Genomic DNA, 19574 nt, shown 5'->3' with positions numbered 1-19574 from the left:
TTTGGATTGAGGAATTTTGATTTCCGAATGCCTTCTACTTTCTAGCTTCTACCCTCGTAAGGTTTGCTGGTTCCTGTCAAAAAGCACTAAAAACTAGCAGCAAAACTTTTGGGAAAGCGGCCCAGCCCCCGCCCCGCTTTCCTCTCTTGTTAAGATTGCTCTATAACGAGAGTCTTCAGCGGGTTATTACAATGAGTGAGCCAACTCCCTATCAACTGCTTGAAGTCGATGAAGATGCTTCCTTTGATGAAGTGCAAGAGGCCCGCACCCGTCTAGCCGAGCAGTACAGCGGTGACAAGAAACGTTTGGAATCGATCGAAGTTGCTTATGACGCGATCCTCATGGATCGCCTGCGCCAGCGACAGGAAGGTAAAATTAAAGTACCCGAACGCATCCGCTTTCCCGAGCGGCTGACTCCCGCACCCCCAAACTTTACTCCCTCTGCTCCGTCGGGCAGCCCTGCTTGGTTGCAGCGGCTGATCGATACTCCTAGTCGAGCGGACATTTTGTGGCCGGCTGGAGTGTATGTGGGGTTAGGCGGACTGAGTATTTATCCGGCGGCTAATGATTCTTTACTACAGTTGACTCTGGCTCTTGGGGTCGGCTCTTGTCTTTATTTTGTTAATCGCAAGGAACAAAAATTTGGTCGGGCTGTGCTGCTGACTGTGGCTGGCTTGGTTATAGGCTTGGTGCTGGGAGGCCTTTTGGGCCCTTTGGTCAGTACGGCATTTATAACAACAGAGAAATTTATCGCTTTGTTTGCGTTTTTAATTCTGTGGCTGGTTAGCGGTTTTCTGCGATAGTCAGTTGACAGTTGGCAGTTGACAGTTGGCAGTGGTTAATTATTGTTATTGGTTAATTGTTATTGGTTGGTTCGTAGATTTTAGGTGTTAGTAGTTAGTTGATTGTTACCAATTACTAATTACCAATTAAAAATTACCAATTAAAAATTAACAATTACCAATTACCAATAACTAATGGCTGTTGATGGTTGACTAATGATTGATGACTGTTGACTACTGACAACTGATAACTGACTACTGACTATCTAAAATAATCTCAACTGCTTCGCTCAAATTGTTAGCAATTAAATCCGGTTGGTGCATTTCTAGTTGGGTGCGATCGCGAATTCCGCACAAAACACCAATTACCTTGACACCGTGCGTTTTTGCTGCTATAATATCTGCCTCCGTATCCCCCACCATCCAAAGGTCAGAAGCCGGCGGCATTTCGGCGAGAGCTTTTGCCATCAGCAGGGGTTTATCTTTGACATCCCCGGTTTTGACGTAATCGTTGGGGAGGCAATAGCGGCGGTTTTCTGGGAAAAAATGCCCTAAATTGCAGCGGTTGAAGGCTTCGTCCAGTTCCCTGACGCGGCGCATGGTCATCACCGCTAAGTCTACTCCAGCGCGCTGCACCTTTTCGAGGGTTTCCAGAGCGCTGGGGACTGGTCGATCGTACATCAGGTAGGGGAACGTATGGACGGTTTGACGGCGTTTCTGGGCAAATTCGCGGGCTTGGGCTGCGTCTAATCCTGAGAGGATGCCGATTTCGGTTTCGGGAACCCGCGCGCGCTTCATGTCCCAAAACTCGGCTTTCGGTAATTCGCGCACTGCTTGCCCCTCGCGTTGAGTCCTTGCCAGACACTCCTGGTAAACTCGGTAATAGCGATCGGACACGTCCATGATCGGGCCGTCAAAGTCGGTAATAAGTCTCAGCATTTAGCAGAGTATTTTTCAGCTTTTATACAAATTGTTTTATACTGTATCACTTAAAAGGTGACAGCGCCTCTACAAAACTTGACATAAAAACTAACCTTACCAGTTAACCAAAAGCGATGCTCTACCATAACGACGAAATGCTTCCCACATTAAGCATACAGAGCAGCCAGAGAAGCATTCACGTTCTTCTGAATAAGCTGTTATCCTTGCGTCGGCTTGAATATGTGGTAATCGATCGGGAACTTAAGATTCAAGAAACATCTTTGAAAGTGCAACAATTTGCCGATAATCCCGATCAAGTTGCACAAGGAAAAGATGTGCGCGCTGGTTTTCCAGAATTGATAGGAATTGAAGAAATTCTCACCAATATTATTGAAGAACGGGTGCAAAGCTTTCAGTTAAAAGCTAGTACGAGGGTTTTAGAGGACGGTTCTTATTTATATTTTGATTTATATATTTTTGGATATAAAGAACTCCAAAGAATCGAAAATTTAGTGCTTTTTTGCGAAAATGTAACAAGCAGCGTTGCCGAGCGTCAAAGCATACTTCAGGCAGCCAATGAGAACAGTATCATCGCAAATTCCTTAGCTACAGCTCACGATTATATTTATAAAATCATCAACTCTATAAGTGACGCTTTGTTAGTAACAACGGCATCGGGAAAAATCAAAAAAGTAAATCTCGCTACGGAAATATTATTTGGATATAGTGCAGATGAATTAATTAACAAATCCCTATCTACGATTACTGCTGACGCAGAATTATTGCGTCAATTCAGCCAGCTACCTCCGGCAATTAAAAGCGAATATTGGCATCAGATAAAAGTAGTTTGTCACACTAAAAAAGGTTTAAAGTTAACTCTGGCTTTTTCCTGCTCTACTATGGATACAAGCATAAAAAGCAAGCAGGCAGATAGCTACGTTGCACAAGATTTGGTCTACATTGGTAGGGATATTACCAAGGAACAGCGCCTAAAAAATAGCCAAAAAGCACAGTATGCTGTCACTACAATCTTGTCTGAATCGACTTCTCTTGATAACATTACTCAGAAAATTTTGCAAGCTATCTGCGAAAGTTTGGAGTGGGATGTCGGGGAACTTTGGACGCCAGTTACAAATGATAAAGAAGCTAGATTTTATCCAGAAAAAAGGTCAGAAAAACACGAGAGTTTTTCCGCCCTGGAATTTTGCTATCCAGTTGCGGAAACTCCTGCTTTGCGCCGGGTGGGGTTTTGGCAAGGAATAGCTGAAGTTGGCAATTTTCTAGAAAGTGGCGAGCAGATTATTTTTGCTTCGGGCGTGGGTTTGCCGGGAGCGGTTTGGCAGAGCGGTTCTCCGCAGTGGATTACCGATATAGTTAAAGATAGCAAATTCGTGCGATCGCACTTAGCTAAGCAAGTGGGACTGCACTCTGCCTTTGCCTTTCCGATTCACGCTAGCGGCCAAGTTGTCGGAGTAATGACTTTTTTCTGCCAAGAACAACTGCCGCCGGATCGAGATTTACTTCAAATCATGGCTACTATCGGTTCCCAATTGGGAGAATTTATCAGGCGCAAATATGCAGAGAAAGAATTACAGGAAGCTGAAGCTTCAATCCGCATTTTGTACGAACAGGAAAAACGGCAAAGTGAAGAATTGGCTCAGAATAATTTAGATTTAGAACAGGCTAAATTAGAGTTAGAAACGGCTAACCGGGAATTGCAGCGGATCGCGTCTGTAGATGGTTTGACTAAGATTGCCAACCGCCGCTGTTTTGACAAAACAATGGAGTCGGAATGGCGACGGCTGGCTAGAGAGAAGCAGCCACTTTCTTTAATTTTGTGCGATATCGATTTTTTCAAACTTTACAACGATACTTACGGACATCAAGGAGGTGACGAATGCTTAAAAGCAGTAGCTGAGATTTTAGCTCGAAATGCTCGGCGGGGAGGGGATGTAGCTGCCCGCTACGGTGGCGAAGAATTTGCAGTAATTTTGCCGCAGACTGATGCTAGAGGAGCCATGCAGGTAGCTGAATTTATTCGCACCGATTTGAAAGCTGCGGGAATTTTTCACGCTGCTTCCAAGGTAAGTGAGTTTGTAACTCTCAGTATCGGGGTCGCTAATGCTGTGCCTGCTGCTGGTTTATCGATTGAGGGGTTAATTGGAGAGGCCGATCGCGCGCTGTATCGAGCTAAACTAGAAGGACGCGATCGCATAGTTTGCCTAGACTCGAAGAGAGAATTTCAGGGCGGGAAAGGAGTATTTTCTGATGATTGTGAGAGAAGCTAAAATCGCTGACGCACGCGCAATTGCACGGGTTAATGTAGACACTTGGCGGACAGCTTACCGAAAAATCGTACCAGCAGATTACCTCGCACAGTTATCCTATGAAAAGCGAGAAAGCAATTGGCGAGAAATCCTCGTAAACGCAGAAAAAAGTGAAGATTTTGTGTGCGTTGCTGAGAATGAACTCGGACAAATTGTTGGCTTTGCTGCGGGCGGCTACGAACGAACTAACAAATATATTCATAAAGGAGAATTATTTGCGCTCTATATTTTGCAGGAATATCAGCATCAAGGAATCGGACGAAAACTCGTGGTAACAGTTGCAGCAAAACTGGCTCAATTAAACTTAAATTCGATGTTAGTTTGGGTTTTGAGAGATAATTCAGCCTGTAGATTTTATGAGATTTTGGGAGGTAAGAAAGTGGACGAACAGCAAACAAATAGAGCAGGAGTTCTACTCAAGGAAATTGCTTACGGGTGGACGGATATAACAATGCTGCTCGATACGCCCGCATGACCTAAAAAGTGGAAGTTTTATTCATCATCGATCAAACTTCCCCTCTTCATTTGTTCCCGTTCTATTGCCTCAAACAAAGCCCGAAAATTCCCAGCCCCAAAACCTCCAGCTTGCACCTGTTTGCCGTTAACCAAAGTAACTCGGCGCTCAATAATCTCGAAAAAGAAAGTCGGTTCTGCAAAAATTGGCTGGGTAAAGATTTGCAGCAGCATCGCTGCGGGAGTCTCTTCTTGCCAATCTGCCAAAACTTGACAAGCTGCAATTGCTTGCCAATCTGCAGGCACATAGTTTTGCCGCTGCTGCAATTCGGAGTAATATGTTGGAGGAACCGGCAGAAAAGGCAAACCGCGCGATCGCAAATCGGCAACAACCCCTACAATATCAGCAGTTTGCAAAGCCATGTGCTGAATTCCCGGCCCCCGATTTGCATCCAAAAACTCTTGAATTTGAGAATTAGGGGATGCCGATTCGTTAATAGGCAACTGCACCCCACCTTCCGAGTGAATCATAACTCGGCTACGCAAAGCTGATTTGTCAGTTTGAATGTCAAAATTTTGCTCAGTCTGAAAACCTAATATTTTTTGATACCAATTAACCGCAACTTCCAAATCGCCCGATTCCACATTTAAAACTACGTGGTCAATCTTGCTGAACAACTGGAGATGAGCGGAATTTGGCGGCAGTGGATTCTCGCCGATTCCCTCGATCAGCGTGTGGCTTAAATCTCCCCAGCCAGCAATTTTTGCCCACTTAAAACAGCCTCTTTGGTTTAGACCTTCTTCAATCGGTGCGAGAACTTTAGCGCCCTGGGCGGCTGCTCTAGCCATTGCTAGTTCAATATTTTTAACCCGGAAACCGACATCGGCAATACCAGGAGGATGCAATTTCAACCAACTAGCAACGGGACTAGCTGGTGTCAGGGGAGAAGACAAAACAAAACAGATATTGCCACTGTTCACAACTTCAATGTGAGTGTGGCTGTTTGGATACTCTGCTGTTGCTCGAAAGCCTAATTTGCTGACAAACCAGTCCCGCAACTTTACTGCATCTTCTGTGTAAAAGTGAATGCGATCGAACTCCATAATCAATAATTGAAAATGGAAACTGAAAAATGGAAAATCTGCAGATTTTCAGTGCGAAACTGCAAGGAAGGGATTGAGGAAAGGATATTTTTCATGTATTTTTCGTGTACCCAGTTAATAATAAGGTAAAAATTGAATATCCTAACTCCCTCTGAAGGCAGAAATACATCGGCATTTAAAACAAACCCGGTATCTGCGATAACTTGGGTTTGACCGTGAGTGCTTCGCCAAGCGGTAAGGTGCGGTGTGTATGAAGTCTTACATATAGATGTTCGGCGCAAGTTCTCAAACCTGAAAAGGTCATAATTTGTCTTGCCTTCAGCTTGCGGCACCTTCTCTTTCCTGCGTTCCAATCACTCCTGAATCGCTAAAAGAACAAATGACTTTCCGGCTGAATATTAATCTCCATCGGCACAGCTTGCGGGTCAGCAGAAAGAGCAAACATAATTGCATTTGCAGCAGTTTCGGTACTCAGCATTTTTGACCTGTCTACCTTCAAACTCACATTATCCCAAAACGGAGAATCCACCCCGCCAAAATAGAATAACGTAAACTTAACACCGTAGCGCCGCAACTCATCGGCCATGCACTTGCTGAAACCAACTACTCCAAACTTTGAAGCGCAATAAGCCGTTCCCATCGCCATCGAATGCTTGCCCAAAATCCCGATGACATTGCAGATGTGGCCGGATTTGCGGTCTTTCATCACATTCGCCGCTGCTTGAGATGTGTAAAAACTGCCTTTCAAGTTCAAGTCAAGCATCGCATCTAAATCAGCGGGTTCTAACTTGTTCCACTGCTTGAGAATTCCCGCACCGGCGGCGTTTATGAGAGCATCAATTTGTCCAAAATGTTCGACAGTTGTCTGCATTAGCGTCTCGACTTGCTGCAAATCGGTGATATCTGTAGGTACTGATAGTACCTCTGTTGCCGACAATTCGCCAGCTAAAGCGTCTAACTTACTGCTGTTTCTGGCGGCGAGCACCAGCGTCGCACCCGCGTCGGCGAGTTTGCGGGCCACCGCTGAACCGATGCCGCCCGTTGCACCTACCACAACCACAACTTTGTCTTGCATATCCCTTTACATTTCTTTACGTCCAGATTGTATGATAACTCAAGTTATGGGAATTGGGGAATGGGGCATGGGGAATTGGTTGTTTTATAATTGCTCCTTCTTCCTGATATCCGTTACATCCGTTACATCCGTTACAGAATCCGTTGCCGAACTTCCTTCTTTTGACTATTTTAGAGAAACTTGCCAGCCTTTTTCTACTTTTTTTAGCTGGAGAGAATCGCAGGATTGCAAAAATTTAGGAAACTTTCTACCGAGATTGAAATCCTTAATTATTTGGGTAATTTGCTTGCCGTATTGTCTGTGAAATTCGCTGCCTACATTGGAGAGAAATACAGAATTGTTAGGAGAGTTGCCAGTTAGGTCGCCAACTATTTTTACAAGAGCTGTTTCCAAGTCTTCCAGGGAATTAATATCTGTTAAGCTTGCAGGTTCTGCGATGCTAGCATTCAGATTTTCTTTGCTAAGTATTGGCGGTGGGGGCGACAATTTAACTTCAAAAAGAGTGACGTAAGTTTGAGAAGTTTCTGAGGGTTTGTGGATGACAAACTCGGTCGGATATTTGAGAAATATCTCCCTGGTTTTAGTGCCGAGCAAATGATTGGCAACAACTTGATTGAGGACTAAACCGTAATTTTCCCTAAATAAAGCTGAAACTGTAGAAATTTTTATCCACTGAGTAGAGGTGCGTTGTTGCTCTTTTTTGATTAATTCTTTTAGCTGAATAACTAATTGTTCTAGGGGTGTAATTTCCGGTATAGTTACGAGGGAATGGGTTTCTACTTGTCCGGTTTTGCTGTTTAAAACTATGATTTTATCTATTTGCTTGCGGACTTGAAATACGGTTAATCCGTGGGCTTGCAGTGTGTTGCTGAGGTGAGTGAGGGCGCGATCGGACGAACAGACAAAAATCTCCTTGGCTGTGGGATAATGTACGAAAATCGATGCGCCGACTGTAGCCATTTTCAGGTCAGCGCTGTCTTTGCCGGGGGGGACGTGAATTAGTTGATAGCCGCGCTGGTGAAATTCGGCATCTTTTTTGCCCATGCTGCGCCAGTTGGCAAAGGCGACTTTGATTTGGATGGGATAGTGGCAAATTCCTTCTAGGAATTTTTCGGTTTCGATGGTGAGTTGCAAGTTTTCGACATCTAGCAGCAAGATAGCAATGCCGGTAGGAAGCGAATTTGTTTGATTTGCGGTGGGAGTGGGAGGCTTTGAGGAAACTGAGTTTTGTGATTTAGCTGGTGCTGTTTGGGATTGGGCTAGCTGCTGAATTTTAGCAAATAATTTGCTGAATTGAGGTGAATTAATGAATTCTGGAACCAGCAGAATTTGTAGGTATTTTTTCGCTGTCAGCACCAGGGAATCTGTATCGCTGGCTACTTTAAAACTTTTTGTCAATTTTCCAATCAAAACTGACTGAAAATCAGGTTTGGCCCAGGGGGTTTTCCTATATTTTTCAGTTATCCATTCGGGATGCTGTTCCTGAATGGTAATTAGTGTTTGAGCGATATAGCGACTGATGGCGCTGAATGCGAGAGATTCTTGAGTCGCAAGCTCGGGAGTTCGATCGGGCATGGCCCTCTACAATGCGGGATGCTGTTTCAATTTATCACACTTCTAGTTTCTCGCCGGGAGTCGGACGATCGCCCGCCAAATTAAACCGGCGGCAATTAATGCCAATCCTGTCAGCCAAATTTGCCTCTCCACCCAAAAAGCCAGAAACAGACAATTCCCCAAACCCACCCAAGCCACCCACTGCGGATAAAGCCTTTCGGCGGGGGAAAGTTGCAGCGCGGCGAGGTTGGTAATGGCGTAATATATCAGAATGGTAAAAGCGCTAAATGACCAAGTGGTTTTGACATCGCCGAGGAGAATTAAAAGTGCGATCGTAACTTCCACAACCACCACAGCCACATAAGGCGTTGTCCCCTCTGGATTCAGCCGCGCCAAGACTCTCGGCATATCCAAGCGCCGCCCCATCGCCAGCCAGATGCGCGACAGCCCTAAAATTAAGTTCAGCAAGACTCCCAACATAGCGGTAATTGCGCCGACGGCTAGCAGTTGAGAAACTCCTGGAATTCGGAAACTGCGGGCGATGACTTCCAGGGGTGCAGTCGTGCCGCCTGTTTGTAAAGACAATTTACCGACTCCCCCCGCGCCCGCGACCACTACTGCTACCGCCACGTAAAGCAGCATTGTCAGTACCAAAGTGAAAATTATGGCTTTGGGAATGGTTTCCCTCGGTTCCCGCACTTCCTCGCTCATTGTGGTGATGCGGGCGTAACCGCTATAAGCGACAAACATCAGGGCGGTAGCCTGGAAGATGGAGCCGATCGAGCTATCATTCTGTAGCGCGGGCATTTCCCAGCTTACCTGTGGTAAACCAGCAACAATAAACACAGCCAAAGATAGCAGTGTAACTGAGACTATGGCAGTATTGGCAATATTCGATCGCCTAATTCCCGTCAATACAATTAAAGTGAGGGTGGCGACGGCGACTAAAGCTGTTAGGATCAGGTAAGTGCGATCGGCTACACCAACTGCATTTAAAAAATACCCCGCAAAACCCAAAGCAGCAGTAGCCGCAGAAGCCGTTTTCGCCAACAAAAACATCCAGCCTGCTGTAAAACCGAGCCAAGGATTGAGATATTTGTAGCCATATTCATAAGTACCGCCGCTAACAGGATGATTTGCCGCTAATTGAGCGCTGTTAAGACCATTGCAAACAGCCACTAAAGCCGCAATACCTACAGCCAAAATCACTCCCTGCCCCGCAATTTCCGCCGCAATGCCGATACTCACAAATACTCCCGTGCCAAGAATCGAGCCCAGGCCCATGAGAGTAGCGCCGAAAACACCTAACTCTCGCTTAAGCAGTCTTGAAGACATAACTATAGCAGGCAAGATGCCTGCAAAAAAATATTTATCTGTTGTGGAACAGGCATCTTGCCTGTTCTGAAGACATAACTATAGCAGGCAAGATGCCTGCTCCACAAAAATGTTTATCTGTTGTGGAACAGGCATCTTGCCTGTTCTGAAGACATAACTATAGCTGGCAAGATGCCTGCTCCACAAAAATATTTGTCTGTTGTGGAACAGGCATCTTGCCTGTTCTGAAAGAGGTTCAAGATGTAAGTATTAACCGAAACGGCCTTGAATGTAATCTCTCGTACTCGAATTGCCCGCAGAAGTAAAAATTTTACTTGTCGGCCCAAATTCAACCAGGCGGCCGATGCGACTTTCATCAGTATTAAAAAATGCCGTGTAATCAGAAACCCGAGCCGCCTGCTGCATATTGTGGGTCACAATCACAACAGTCAACTGCTGCCGCAACGTCTGAAATAACTCCTCAATCTTCATCGTTGAAATCGGATCTAGAGCAGAACAAGGTTCATCCATCAGCAAAATTTTTGGCTGCACAGCCAAAGCGCGAGCAATACAAAGTCGCTGCTGCTGTCCCCCCGAAATCCCCTGAGCCGATTTCTTCAAATCGTCTTTGACTTCATTCCAAAGCGCCGCACTTTTGAGTGCAGATTCCACAATTTCATCTAATTCTGCTTTGCTTTTGCGACCAAAAATCCTCACCCCGTAAGCAATATTATCGTAGATGCTCAGCGGAAAAGGATTTGGTCTTTGAAACACCATTCCAATTTGGCGGCGCAAACTATTAATGTTGACTTTCTGGCTGTAAATATCCTGTCCAAAAAACTCTACTCTTCCTTTAATTTTAACTTTTCCCTCCAATTCACCAATCCGGTTTAGAGCTTTGAGAAAGGTAGATTTGCCGCAACCTGAAGGGCCAATAATCGCCGTAATTTGCGGGTGAGGGATATTCATCGATAAATTTTCTAAGACTTTGTGAGTTCCGTAATAAAAACTCAAGTCCTGAACCCGCAATGCTGGCATTGCATGGGGGTCAATTTCCGGCGCGGCATTTTCTAGGAATTTATCTGTAGAGTTTTCGGCTTTCAAGTTAGCTTTAGGTTTCATTATTTGCCTCGTTATATTGTTAATATTTGACTGAGAGATGGACTTGAGTTATTGATTTATCGGTTTTGCAAGCGTTTCCGAGTTACTGTACGGGATGCGACGCTAGCAATCAAAACCATGCCCAAAAGCACAGAGGCAGCAGTCCACGCCAATTCGTTCTGCTCTTTGTAGGGAGAGCTGGCGTAGCTATATATTAATACTGACATAGAAGGAGTCGGAGTCAGCAGTGTCTCGGGAATTTCTTTGAGTTTTGAGATAGTTTCTGCACCTATGGGGGACTGCATTATCTCGCCCAATTTATCAATTAAAGGAGGCCAAAATTGACTCGACAACGCTGTTACAATCAGCGGTGCGGTTTCGCCGGCAGCCCTGGAAGCAGCGAGTAAAATACCTGTGGTAATAGTTGGAAGTGCTGAGGGTACGATCGTGCGAAACATCGTTTGAAAGCGTCCGCCTCCCAAAGCAGCAGAAGCGAGGCGGTAAGAAGTAGGCACTAATTTTAATGCTTGTTCTGTTGTCAGAGCAACAACTGGAAGCATGATGATGCCGAGGGCAAAACCGCCTGCTAAGGATGAAAATGCTTTGGTGGTAACGACAATTAGGGCGTAGGAAAAGACGCCAACTACGATCGAGGGAACGCTGCTGAGAATGACGGTGATAAAGCGGATGCTATTAGCCAGCGCTTTGTTTTCTCTACCAAACTCAGACAGAAATATTCCCGTCATTACGCCGATTGGAACACTAAATAACGTAGCAATTCCTACCATTAAAGCTGTCCCAATAATCGCATTTGCAAAGCCGTTGGGCTGGTCTTCAACTCCAACGGGTGCTGGTAGAGACACTAGCACTTCCCAGCTCAAATGTGTGAGTCCTTCTCCCAGGATTTTGTATAAGATAGCAAACAAAGGGAGCAGGGCCAGAGCTGTCAGAGTGAAAGCGATAACTGTCATCCCCCGGCTGAAAAATTTTCGGCTTAGCGACAGGGGATTGTTGATTTCTGCATTCAGAATACTGTTTGATTTTTTTACTTGAGTCATGGGATTTTAGATTTTAGATTAATCCAGCGGATAAATCTGGGGGCTTGTAACCAAAATGCTTTCGCTCATGTTAATTTTTAGATCCCTTGACGCCGATTAGTTGAACTAGCAATACTGCGATCGCATTTACCAACAAAGTGATCGCAAATAAAATTAGGGCTAAATACATCAAAGCGCCGATGTGCAGCGGTTCGAGAGCTTCCCGAAATTGACTCGCCAAAACAGCAGGAATTGAGTAGCTGGGAGCTAGCAGGGATTTGTTAATTTGAATCGAGTTGCCAATCACCATTGTGACGGCCATTGTTTCGCCTAAAGCGCGTCCCAAGGCTAATATGGTGGCGCCGATAATCCCCGAACTAGCTGCTGGCAATAACAGCTTGAATATCGTTTCCCAGCGGGTGGCGCCGAGGGACATGGAAGCACTTCGCAAATCTACTGGAACTGACATCAATACATCGCGGCTGATGGCGGCTACTGTTGGCAAAATCATAATCGATAACAGTATTCCGGCCGGCAGCATTCCGGGGCCTAAAGGTTCGCTGCTGAACAGGGGAAACCAACTGAAATTATCGAACAATGACTGCTGTAATGGCAACAAAAAGGGAATCAAAACAAAGATTCCCCACAGGCCAACTATCACGCTGGGAATAGCCGAGATTAATTCAACCAGGAATCCCAAGGGCGATCGCACCCAAACGGGTAAGAAGTTCTCGCTAGTAACTATAGCTACTGACAGCCCTAAAGGAAGTGCGATGATTATGCCGATCGCAGAACTAATTACAGTACCGTAAATAAACGGCAAAGCCCCAAACTGCAACTCGCCGATATCCCACTTGGGATTCCACAAGAACGAGAGTCCAAAATTGCTAATAGCTGGCCAAGCATCTTTAAAAATTACCGCACTCATCCAAAACAGCGTACCCGCTGTCGCTAGGGCAAAACCCCATACAAATAGTGTAAATCCTGACTCCATCCATAAACCTTCACCAGTAGTATCTGTCAAATCTACTTCTGTGTTTATTTCTGCCGGTTGCCGAGTCTGTTTTTTCGTGTTTTTTGAAAGATTGGTCATACCGGAATTATTGCGTAAAAAGTGAAATATTTGCTTGCAAGACGAGTAATTTAATGGGCTGGGTGCGCGCTGCGCACCTGGTTTGTAGGGTGCGCACAGCGCACCTTACACAGTAAATCAATCGCACATTAACCCGATAATTTATGAGTTTTGAGTCCTACATTTAACTCATCAACTCATAACCCTGTGCGATCGCCCAAATTAACCTCTGGCAACCACAGTCTGATTAACTGTTTGAACCACCTTTTGAGCTGTAGCTGAAGGAATTGTAGTATACTCTAGCTGTTTGTTGATACCTTGACCTGTAGTCATCACCCAATTAACCATCTTTTTAATAGCCTCTGCTTTCGCAGCAGGATACTGTTTGTAGATTAACAGCCAAGTCAAACCAACAATCGGATAACCGTCGTTAGGATTGCCTTCTACTAAGCGGAAATCTGCGGGGAATGTTTCCCCTGCTAAAGCTTTCTCTGCTTCAGCCAAGCTAGGATCTACAAACCGGCCAGCTTTATTTTGAATAAATGCTGTTTGGAGATTGTTTTGCCGAGCATAAGTATCTTGAACGTAGCCGATCGCACCCGCTGTATTTTTGACCAAAGCAGCTACGCCGGGGTTTCCTTGACCGCTGACAGGGCTTCCTGGCCAACTCGGCTGAGCGGCAGCTTTGATGCTGCTACCAGTTGCCTGCAAGTGGTTAGCAAAAATAAAGGTTGTACCGCTGCTGTCTGCCCGTACAGCTACTCTAATTGGAGTATTTGGCAAGCCTTTAGCTTGTCCAGAAATTCCGGCTATTTTAGCATCATTCCAGCGGGTAATTTTGCCTTCAAAGATGCCTTTCATCGCATCGTTATTTAGCCTCAGATTGTTCACTCCGGGCAAGTTATAAACAACTGCAACAGCACCGCCAGCAGTCGGAACCGCCATGACGCCGCGCTTTACCTCAGCTATTTGTGCAGAAGTCATCAGCGCGTCGCTGCCTGCGAAATCAACAGTGCCTGAAATTAATGCTTTGATACCAGCACCGCTGCCAGTTCCTTCGTAGTTTACAGTAATTTGATTTGCACTTCTCATCTGAGAGAAGTAGCGATCGTAAAGTGGTTTGGGAAAAGTTGCTCCCGAACCGTTTAGTGTGACAGCAGCTACAGCGGAACTAATCAAAGTCAGCGAAAATGCTGCTGCTGCTAGTGTCACTATAAAACCACGTCGCCAACGTCCTGTGAAAAAATTCATACTCCTCCTCTCCCTTAATAGCCCGCTTTGCAAATCTCCTCCATAGGATAGACTGAAATCCACAAAGAAAGGGATTGAATAGAATAAGCTTGTTTTAAATTTTGGTTAATAAGAGATTAAATAATAAAAGAATAAGCTTGTCTTAAATTTTGGTTAACATTAGATTAAATTATTGGCGGTTAGCTACTGCGAAAGCTATTGGAGTTATTGCGGGTGTTATGAACGATTTTTGCAACCTATGATTCCAGGGCAGCAGATCAGTCAATTTTTGACGCCGATGGTTGTTGAGCGAGCGCCACTTGATAATTCTTACCCTTCTTCTGAACTTTCAATTTTTGGCACGATCGCCACTTGATGTTCGCTACCGATTAATATTACTTTAAAATCTGCAGATTCTGACTGGAATAATTTGATTAGACTGGAAGTATTACCCAAAAATTGTTTTACAATTAAATCAGCATGAGAGTGATATTTAGCAAAAAAATCTTTTTTAATTTTTGCCACAGGAATAGCATCCTCTTTCAACTCAAGTTTTGCAGCTTCAATTATTTCCACCAGTATAGTTTTTAAAACATCCAGCGACTCAATAGGATTTGAATTGATATCTGGAATTATTTCTAGGAAATTTGGATTGACAGCAACAGAAGCAAAAGATACTTCAGACACCGGGGTAACTTCGTTTTCTCCTGATTCCGACAGTGCTGCTACATGGGAAGTTGTAGAAGTGAAAGCAACAGTACGGCGCTCTTGAAAAAGCTCAGCCACACAAGAAAATCGAGCTATCCGCTCATCAATAGATTTGTGTTCAGCCTTCAAAAACTCACCAATTTGATTAGCCAATTCTTCAAAACTAGGGACTTCCTGTTCCCTTTTGCAAGAATAGTGATTAGTATCACCAGTCAGAAGATTTTCTACAGACAACACAGCATTTTGTCGTCGCACCCGAAACACAGTCACTCCCTGATTTTGCAACTGATTGCAAAGGTGATTTAACAAACCGTCAGAAGAACAGACAAAAACTTGTTTTACATCCCGATAGCGGTATAAGATAGCAGCGCCAAAAGCAATCATTTTACCGTCAGCACTGTTAGAACCGCCCGGAACGTGAATCAGTTCGTAACCGCGATCGTAAAGTTCAGCATCCAATTTGCCCGTAGTAGGCTTTTTCCAGTTAGCAAAAGCAATTTTAACTTGTAGGGGATAGCCATACAAACTGACTAAAAATTTTTCAGCATTAACGTCAAGTTTCAAGTTTTCTGCGTCTAGGAGCAAAATAGCTATGCCCCGATCGCACTCTGAACTTTTGTCGGCGATTCCCTTCGGGATAGCTTCGCTTAACGCACCTTCCCCGCACCTGCTGCTAGACGGCGGTAGCAAAGGCTCAAATAATTGTTGGCGGTTAGGTTGAGGCGCATAAAACTGTTGGCTGCGAGAACGACCGTTTTTACGAAATCGATCGGGCGATCGTCGGGGATTTTTCACAATCTATCGAACGAGTATCGGGGATTTTCGATTAACTTATCATCGCAGCTTAACTTGTGGCAGTCGATCGCCCCATAATAGTAAAAGAAACTTAACATTTATTTAAACACAATGGCAAGAGACTTGCGGGGATTCCTCAAACTACTGGAAGAACGGGGACAACTGCGCCGGATTAGCGCTTTAGTCGATTCCGACCTAGAAATTGCCGAAATTTCCAACCAAATGCTGCAAAAAGGCGGCCCTGGATTGCTGTTTGAAAACGTCAAAGGGGCAGATTTCCCCGTTGCGATTAACCTGTTGGGTACGGAACAGCGGGTTTGCTGGGCGATGAACATGGAAAAGCCGATCGAACTAGAAGAGCTCGGCAAAAAACTGGGAATGCTGCAACAGCCAAAACCGCCGAAAAAGATTTCCCAAGCCATAGAATTCGGCAAAGTGCTGTTCGACGTAGTGAAGGCCAAACCCGGCCGCGACTTTTTCCCAGCTTGTCAGCAAGTAGTAATTGAGGGAGAAGGGCTGGATTTGAACAAAATCCCGATGATTCGCCCTTATCCGGGAGATGCGGGCAAAATTATCACCCTGGGTTTGGTAATTACCAAAGATTGCGAAACGGGTACGCCGAATGTGGGGGTTTATAGGTTGCAGTTGCAGTCAAAAAACACGATGACTGTACACTGGTTATCGGTGCGAGGCGGGGCGCGGCACTTGCGAAAAGCGGCGCAGGCTGGTAAAAAGTTGGAAGTTGCGATCGCCCTTGGAGTCGATCCCCTGATTATTCTCGCCGCCGCAACCCCAATTCCTGTAGATTTATCCGAATGGTTATTTGCCGGACTTTACGGCGGTTCCGGCGTGCAATTGGCGAAGTGCAAAACAGTAGATTTGGAAGTACCGGCGGACTCGGAAATCGTGTTAGAAGGAACGATTACCCCCGGTGAAGTTTTGCCCGACGGGCCCTTCGGCGATCACATGGGTTATTACGGGGGCGTGGAAGATTCGCCGCTGGTGCGATTCAACTGCATGACGCACCGCAAAGACCCGATTTATCTGACGACATTTAGCGGGCGGCCGCCGAAAGAAGAAGCTATGATGGCGATCGCGCTTAACCGTATTTATACCCCTATTTTGCGGCAGCAAGTATCGGAAATTGTCGATTTCTTCTTACCGATGGAAGCGCTGAGTTATAAGGCGGCAATTATCTCGATTGATAAAGCATATCCCGGTCAAGCGCGCCGGGCTGCTTTAGCATTTTGGAGTGCATTACCGCAGTTTACTTACACTAAGTTTGTGATTGTTGTCGATAAAAGTATCAACATTCGCGACCCGCGTCAAGTAGTTTGGGCAATTAGTTCTAAAGTCGATCCGGTTCGGGATGTATTTATTCTGCCGAATACGCCCTTTGATACCTTAGATTTTGCCAGTGAAAAGATTGGTTTGGGAGGCAGGATGGGGATTGATGCTACTACGAAGATGCAGCCGGAAACGGAGCACGAGTGGGGGGAAGTTTTGGAGTCCGATCCGGATGTGGCGGCGATGGTAGAAAGGCGTTGGGCTGAGTATGGTTTGGCCGATTTGAATTTGGGAGAAGTCGATCCGAATTTGTTTGGATATGAGATGAAGTAGGGGAATCAACCGTAAAGGCGCAGAGGAGGAGGGGAGAGTGATAATTTCTCCCTTTTTTTCGGAATTTTGATAAACTTAGAGTAACGTTTAGTCACTTCTGAGATTTTCAGTATGTTGGAATGGTTGCTCACGCTTAAAAATGCAAAATGAAAAATTAAAGATGGAGGATACACCATGACATCGCAACTTCAACAAACCATCAATCTGGCTCGGTCACTTTCATTTACAGAGCAGCTTGAACTCCTAAAAACACTATCCACAATCATTCAACAAACCCATTCTCTAGAAAACCAAATCACGCCCGAAGCAGACACAGATTTTTCAGGAGAAAGCTTTCGCACCTCCTGGCGACAAGCTGTAACCGGACAAACTCTGCCCCTTTCTGAACTTTGGGAGGGCATCGACGTTGACTGACACGCCTTTGGTAGAAATTCGGTTAACCCCTGAGTTTCAGCGCAAACTGAGAACCCTAGCAAAGAAATATCGCCAAGTCCAAGCCGATCTTCATCCTATCCTTGAGCAGTTGCAATTAGGAGCATTTCTTGGAGATCAAATCCCTGGTATTGGCTCTATGGTTATGAAAGTGCGGCTTAAGAATAGCAATATTCAAAAAGGTAAAAGTGGAGGTTATCGCCTGATTTACTGGATTTCATCGCCCGAATTGATTGTTTTATTAGATATTTACTCAAAGTCTGACCAGCAAGATACCGAAGTAGGGGAGATTCGCCAAATTATTAAAGCATTCATCACGCAATCTGAAGAAACAGATGTTTAGCTAAATATGTTCCTGAGTTAGAAGAGGTTGCGTAGTCTACTATTCTGCATTGCGGGGGTGATTTGATTTATCAGCAAAAATGGGATAATTCCATTATATCCTAAAGTTTGTGCCACAATTGAGGAACGATCGATTAATCCCACTGACGAACAAGCCCAAGCCTGTCTGCGCGTCTGCCAGATGTTCTCTAGCTACTACCGAGATATTCAACTATTCCGTTTTAATGCTCAAACCAGAGAAGTATATATTTTCGTGAGTGATGAGCTGCAAGTAATCGTATCTAGTAATGGACTTTGGAGGTTTTTGGATGAAACCGAACTTTTATGAAATGACCAGAGCCGAATTAAAAGCTTACGTCCTATCGCATCGGGATGATGATGAAGCGATTCGGGTGTTTTTTGGTCGCCGCAATCCCCCAGATTCAAAAGCGACATGGTACGGGCCGATGTGTAATGCTGAAGGTGCACCCATTGCAGAAAATATTCGCATCGCTGAGGAAGCAATTAAGAAAAGAGTTGAAATCGATCGCGAAAAACAACAACAACGGGAAAAAGCACAGGAGGATGGATTACGCCAAACATTAGAACGGGAAATTGAGCAAAAACTTAGAGCAAAAATTGAATTAGAAGTAGAAGCAAAGTTGCAGGAAAACTTAGAAAAAGAAATTGAGGCTCTGATAAGGGCGATCGCCCAATTTTTAGCGTCAACCACCAGCTTACCATCAAGACTGGCAGGGTCGATCGCACTTTTTGCGATCGAGAAAGGAAGTGAAAATTTTGGCGATTTCTAGAGGGGGCGATCGCATTGAGTGCGATCGGGACTTATGCGCTTCGTCAGAGAAACCGGGTTTTTTGCCTTATCTGCGGGCTGTAACGCGTCTTCTGGGAAAAAACCCGGTTTCTGGGCCCCATGCGTAAGTTTTGTAGGAAATTGGCAACAATCGCTCTAGCAGCAACAGCTACTCCGTCTCCCGAAGTTGCTTCAGTATTGCTTGCGTTGTTGGATGCTGGGAAAGTTGCGAGTCTTGACCCGTTGATATCGCCTTCTGGAGACAATAAATGAAATTGCTCCAAACTTTTTGGGTGTTGGGATGATTCTCTCCCAATCGGTTAAACCAGATTTCTAATGCTCTCAGGTAAAGCGGCTCCGCTTCCGGGTAGCGACCCATTGCCTTATAAAGCGTTGCCAGATTGTTCAAACTATTTGCCGTATCGGGATGATCGGCTCCGAGCTGCTGCTCGCAAATCGAGAGCGATCGCACTAACAAAGGTTCCGCCTCCGGGTAGCACCCCATTGAGTGGTAAAGTGCTGCCAGATTGTTCAAACTCCTTGCGGTATCGGGATGGTCGGCTCCGAGCTGCTGTTCCCAGATAGCGAGCGATCGCACATACAAGGGTTCCGCCTCCGCGTAGCGTCCCATTGACTCGTACAGCGCTGCCAGATTGTTCAAACTCCTTGCGGTATCGGGATGGTCGGCTCCGAGCTGCTGTTCCCAGATAGCGAGCGATCGTACAAACAAGGGTTCTGCCTCCGAGTAGCGTCCCATTGCACGGTATAGCTCTGCCAGATTGTTCAAAGTCGTTGCCGTATTGGGATGGTCGGCTCCAAGCTGTTGTTCCCTGATAGAGAGCGATCGCACATACAAGGGTTCCGCCTCCGCGTAGCGTCCCATTGACTCGTACAGCGCTGCCAGATTGTTCAAACTC

The 19574-nt window shown here is 45.4% G+C and carries 19 protein-coding genes; 8 read left to right on the top strand and 11 right to left on the bottom strand.

Annotated elements, in window-relative coordinates:
• Positions 1 to 191: 191 nt before the first annotated feature.
• Positions 192 to 803: a CPP1-like family protein gene (locus QUA02_RS08565; protein WP_333026705.1), complete on the top strand. Its 612-nt coding sequence runs from the start codon at positions 192 to 194 to the stop codon at positions 801 to 803.
• 234 nt (positions 804 to 1037) lie between these two features.
• Here QUA02_RS08565 and QUA02_RS08560 read toward each other — a convergent pair whose 3' ends face one another.
• The gene (locus QUA02_RS08560; RefSeq protein ID WP_333026703.1) at positions 1038 to 1721 is read right to left on the bottom strand and encodes an HAD family hydrolase; all 684 of its coding nucleotides are present in this window, start codon (positions 1719 to 1721) and stop codon (positions 1038 to 1040) included.
• 116 nt (positions 1722 to 1837) lie between these two features.
• On the opposite strand from QUA02_RS08560, the gene QUA02_RS08555 reads away from it, so the two are divergent.
• The gene (locus QUA02_RS08555; RefSeq protein ID WP_333026701.1) at positions 1838 to 3991 is read left to right on the top strand and encodes a diguanylate cyclase domain-containing protein; all 2154 of its coding nucleotides are present in this window, start codon (positions 1838 to 1840) and stop codon (positions 3989 to 3991) included.
• Entirely contained in the window at positions 3972 to 4505 is a 534-nt protein-coding gene (locus QUA02_RS08550) for a GNAT family N-acetyltransferase (RefSeq protein WP_333026700.1), read from the top strand. Before QUA02_RS08555 ends, QUA02_RS08550 begins: the two co-directional genes overlap by 20 nt.
• Positions 4506 to 4522: 17 nt before the next feature.
• Here QUA02_RS08550 and hppD read toward each other — a convergent pair whose 3' ends face one another.
• The 9 genes from hppD to QUA02_RS08505 form a co-directional block, all read right to left on the bottom strand.
• Positions 4523 to 5587 (bottom strand): 4-hydroxyphenylpyruvate dioxygenase, encoded by a 1065-nt coding sequence (gene hppD / locus QUA02_RS08545; RefSeq protein WP_333026698.1) that lies wholly within the window; start codon positions 5585 to 5587, stop codon positions 4523 to 4525.
• 367 nt (positions 5588 to 5954) lie between these two features.
• On the bottom strand, positions 5955 to 6662 hold the full coding sequence (locus tag QUA02_RS08540) for an SDR family oxidoreductase (protein WP_333026697.1): 708 nt from the start codon (positions 6660 to 6662) through the stop codon (positions 5955 to 5957).
• Between the two features lie 165 nt (positions 6663 to 6827).
• Positions 6828 to 8237 carry a PIN domain-containing protein gene (locus QUA02_RS08535; RefSeq protein WP_333026695.1) on the bottom strand — a complete coding sequence of 470 codons (1410 nt, stop codon included), beginning with the start codon at positions 8235 to 8237 and terminating at the stop codon, positions 6828 to 6830.
• Between the two features lie 42 nt (positions 8238 to 8279).
• The gene (locus tag QUA02_RS08530; RefSeq protein WP_333026694.1) at positions 8280 to 9551 is read right to left on the bottom strand and encodes an APC family permease; all 1272 of its coding nucleotides are present in this window, start codon (positions 9549 to 9551) and stop codon (positions 8280 to 8282) included.
• 249 nt (positions 9552 to 9800) lie between these two features.
• On the bottom strand, positions 9801 to 10652 hold the full coding sequence (gene pstB / locus QUA02_RS08525) for a phosphate ABC transporter ATP-binding protein PstB (RefSeq protein ID WP_333026693.1): 852 nt from the start codon (positions 10650 to 10652) through the stop codon (positions 9801 to 9803).
• A 56-nt stretch (positions 10653 to 10708) separates the two neighbouring features.
• Complete coding sequence (pstA, locus tag QUA02_RS08520) at positions 10709 to 11689, bottom strand: phosphate ABC transporter permease PstA (RefSeq protein ID WP_333026691.1); 981 nt, start codon at positions 11687 to 11689, stop codon at positions 10709 to 10711.
• Positions 11690 to 11759: 70 nt separating this feature from the next.
• Entirely contained in the window at positions 11760 to 12692 is a 933-nt protein-coding gene (gene pstC / locus QUA02_RS08515) for a phosphate ABC transporter permease subunit PstC (RefSeq protein ID WP_333026690.1), read from the bottom strand.
• A gap of 270 nt (positions 12693 to 12962) precedes the next feature.
• The gene (gene pstS, locus QUA02_RS08510; protein ID WP_333026689.1) at positions 12963 to 13991 is read right to left on the bottom strand and encodes a phosphate ABC transporter substrate-binding protein PstS; all 1029 of its coding nucleotides are present in this window, start codon (positions 13989 to 13991) and stop codon (positions 12963 to 12965) included.
• A gap of 309 nt (positions 13992 to 14300) precedes the next feature.
• Positions 14301 to 15473: an NYN domain-containing protein gene (locus QUA02_RS08505; protein WP_333026688.1), complete on the bottom strand. Its 1173-nt coding sequence runs from the start codon at positions 15471 to 15473 to the stop codon at positions 14301 to 14303.
• Positions 15474 to 15584: 111 nt separating this feature from the next.
• Between QUA02_RS08505 and QUA02_RS08500 the strand changes: the two genes are divergently transcribed.
• The 5 genes from QUA02_RS08500 (at position 15585) to QUA02_RS08485 (ending at position 18658) form a co-directional block, all read left to right on the top strand.
• On the top strand, positions 15585 to 17093 hold the full coding sequence (locus tag QUA02_RS08500; RefSeq protein ID WP_333026687.1) for a UbiD family decarboxylase: 1509 nt from the start codon (positions 15585 to 15587) through the stop codon (positions 17091 to 17093).
• A 174-nt stretch (positions 17094 to 17267) separates the two neighbouring features.
• Positions 17268 to 17507 (top strand): hypothetical protein, encoded by a 240-nt coding sequence (locus QUA02_RS08495; RefSeq protein WP_333026686.1) that lies wholly within the window; start codon positions 17268 to 17270, stop codon positions 17505 to 17507.
• Complete coding sequence (locus tag QUA02_RS08490) at positions 17500 to 17868, top strand: type II toxin-antitoxin system RelE/ParE family toxin (protein WP_333026685.1); 369 nt, start codon at positions 17500 to 17502, stop codon at positions 17866 to 17868. The genes QUA02_RS08495 and QUA02_RS08490 overlap by 8 nt, the downstream gene beginning before the upstream one ends.
• A 69-nt stretch (positions 17869 to 17937) precedes the next feature.
• A complete protein-coding gene (locus QUA02_RS33615; protein WP_445305154.1) occupies positions 17938 to 18195 on the top strand; it encodes a DUF6888 family protein in 258 nt (85 codons plus the stop codon).
• On the top strand, positions 18176 to 18658 hold the full coding sequence (locus QUA02_RS08485; RefSeq protein ID WP_333026683.1) for a DUF6887 family protein: 483 nt from the start codon (positions 18176 to 18178) through the stop codon (positions 18656 to 18658). The genes QUA02_RS33615 and QUA02_RS08485 overlap by 20 nt, the downstream gene beginning before the upstream one ends.
• Positions 18659 to 18826: 168 nt before the next feature.
• Here the strand turns inward: QUA02_RS08485 and QUA02_RS08480 are convergent.
• Positions 18827 to 19574: tetratricopeptide repeat protein (locus QUA02_RS08480; RefSeq protein WP_333026681.1), on the bottom strand; the 748-nt coding region annotated here is incomplete at its 5' end.

Origin of the sequence: Microcoleus pseudofavosus SVA1_A4 (genome assembly GCF_036700565.1) — a bacterium.
Lineage (GTDB): Bacteria > Cyanobacteriota > Cyanobacteriia > Cyanobacteriales > Microcoleaceae > Microcoleus.
This window is presented reverse-complemented; position numbering and strand designations above follow the sequence as displayed.

Excerpts from the sequence above, each read along its gene's own strand:
- QUA02_RS08565 (WP_333026705.1), top strand. The coding sequence starts at position 192 with ATGAGTGAGCCAACTCCCTATCAACTGCTTGAAGTCGATGAAGATGCT.
- QUA02_RS08560 (WP_333026703.1), bottom strand. The coding sequence starts at position 1,721 with ATGCTGAGACTTATTACCGACTTTGACGGCCCGATCATGGACGTGTCC.
- QUA02_RS08555 (WP_333026701.1), top strand. The coding sequence starts at position 1,838 with ATGCTCTACCATAACGACGAAATGCTTCCCACATTAAGCATACAGAGC.
- QUA02_RS08550 (WP_333026700.1), top strand. The coding sequence starts at position 3,972 with ATGATTGTGAGAGAAGCTAAAATCGCTGACGCACGCGCAATTGCACGG.
- hppD (WP_333026698.1), bottom strand. The coding sequence starts at position 5,587 with ATGGAGTTCGATCGCATTCACTTTTACACAGAAGATGCAGTAAAGTTG.
- QUA02_RS08540 (WP_333026697.1), bottom strand. The coding sequence starts at position 6,662 with ATGCAAGACAAAGTTGTGGTTGTGGTAGGTGCAACGGGCGGCATCGGT.
- QUA02_RS08535 (WP_333026695.1), bottom strand. The coding sequence starts at position 8,237 with ATGCCCGATCGAACTCCCGAGCTTGCGACTCAAGAATCTCTCGCATTC.
- QUA02_RS08530 (WP_333026694.1), bottom strand. The coding sequence starts at position 9,551 with ATGTCTTCAAGACTGCTTAAGCGAGAGTTAGGTGTTTTCGGCGCTACT.
- pstB (WP_333026693.1), bottom strand. The coding sequence starts at position 10,652 with ATGAAACCTAAAGCTAACTTGAAAGCCGAAAACTCTACAGATAAATTC.
- pstA (WP_333026691.1), bottom strand. The coding sequence starts at position 11,689 with ATGACTCAAGTAAAAAAATCAAACAGTATTCTGAATGCAGAAATCAAC.
- pstS (WP_333026689.1), bottom strand. The coding sequence starts at position 13,991 with ATGAATTTTTTCACAGGACGTTGGCGACGTGGTTTTATAGTGACACTA.
- QUA02_RS08500 (WP_333026687.1), top strand. The coding sequence starts at position 15,585 with ATGGCAAGAGACTTGCGGGGATTCCTCAAACTACTGGAAGAACGGGGA.
- QUA02_RS08495 (WP_333026686.1), top strand. The coding sequence starts at position 17,268 with ATGACATCGCAACTTCAACAAACCATCAATCTGGCTCGGTCACTTTCA.
- QUA02_RS08485 (WP_333026683.1), top strand. The coding sequence starts at position 18,176 with ATGAAACCGAACTTTTATGAAATGACCAGAGCCGAATTAAAAGCTTAC.